The following is a 1,355-nucleotide window of genomic DNA, read 5'->3' as shown; positions in this document are numbered from 1 at the left end:
AATAATCATTTTGCTTACTTTTATAATGTCAGCTAAAGACTCTAACTTGTCGTAAGAACAAAAAGCGATTACCTTTGAATCTTTAACCGTGTTTAAAACATGTTTAAAATCCTTTGAAATTGTTTAAAGGGTTTTAACATGAATCATGGTAGCAGTTTTAAATTATTGTCGCTTACAATGCATTACAGGAGATTTTGCTGTTTTTTAAATTTAACGCATAAAAAAGCCCCAATCGTCATTTGGGGCTTTTGTGTTTCATGCAACTTGAGGTGCATCCATGCTGTTCAAAACAAAGACCTGTTTGCTTTAACACTTTCACTATAATTTATCTTTGTGATAACCCCTTATGTGAAATACTTTACAGTGAGGGGAACCACTGAATAAATAATTCTGTCTTATTCGGTTTCAGTAAACATATCACGAATAGATTTAGGCATTTCGCTTTTAAGCTTTAATGGAAATTCAATTTTAAGCGAAGTGCCTTTTTTACTAGATTTCCATTTGGCTTTGGTATTGTGTGCTTTAGCAATACGTTTGATGACGTAATGACCTAAACCAAAGTTAACCGTTCTGTTAACTATGCCCATACCAACACCATCATCAATTATTTCAATATTAACTGAGCTTCTCATTTTATTTACAAAAACTGAAAGTTTAGTACCTTTTGAGTGCTCCATAGCATTTATCGAAGCATGTGAAATAACAGAATATATATCACATTCTAAACTATGGTCTAAGTAGGCATTACCTAACGTAATCTCAAAATCACATGACTTACCATAACCTTTACAAGTAAATTCTAATGACATTAAACCTTCAGAAAGAGATTGTTTTCCTAAGCTTGCATGACTATTAGCTATAGGCAATAAAGCGTCAGCAGCTTCATTTAACTTAACTAATCCTTCAGTAACAAAAGTAGTGTCATTACTACTACAAAGCTCTAAACCTGATTTTAGATTCCAAAGAACAGACCTTAAACCTTCTTGTTGAACTTGTTTTTGATAAGACCTAAAAACACGATGAAAACTCAACACCCAGCGCCAACTAAAAATGACAATAAATAATATCAGCACTGATGCTATCAGAGTGTACACGAGCATGGCCGCATCACTATTATACCAAGGGCCTGTGACTTTAAAGCTAAATTGTTTGGGTTCAGTCCAATCTACATCATTGTTTGATTTTCGATATTCAATTAAATGCTCACCTGATACTACACCATTTAACTGTATTAACGGGGTGGGGATAGTGTGCCAATGACTGTTGTTTAAACGGTATTGATATTTTACATAACTCTCAGCATAAAAATTATAATCGGTTAATGCAATATCCATCCAATTAGCTTGGGCTATTTC

The 1,355-nt window shown here is 33.4% G+C and carries 1 protein-coding gene; it reads right to left on the bottom strand.

Translation table 11 applies throughout. From position 1 onward, the window contains the following. Nucleotides 1-395: 395 nt before the first annotated feature. Nucleotides 396-1,355, bottom strand: a 960-nt coding sequence (locus CJF42_RS26000; protein ID WP_353651705.1) for an ATP-binding protein, incomplete at its 5' end; no start/stop codon positions are given.

Source organism: Pseudoalteromonas sp. NBT06-2 (genome assembly GCF_002276045.1).
Classification (GTDB): domain Bacteria; phylum Pseudomonadota; class Gammaproteobacteria; order Enterobacterales; family Alteromonadaceae; genus Pseudoalteromonas.
This window is presented reverse-complemented; position numbering and strand designations above follow the sequence as displayed.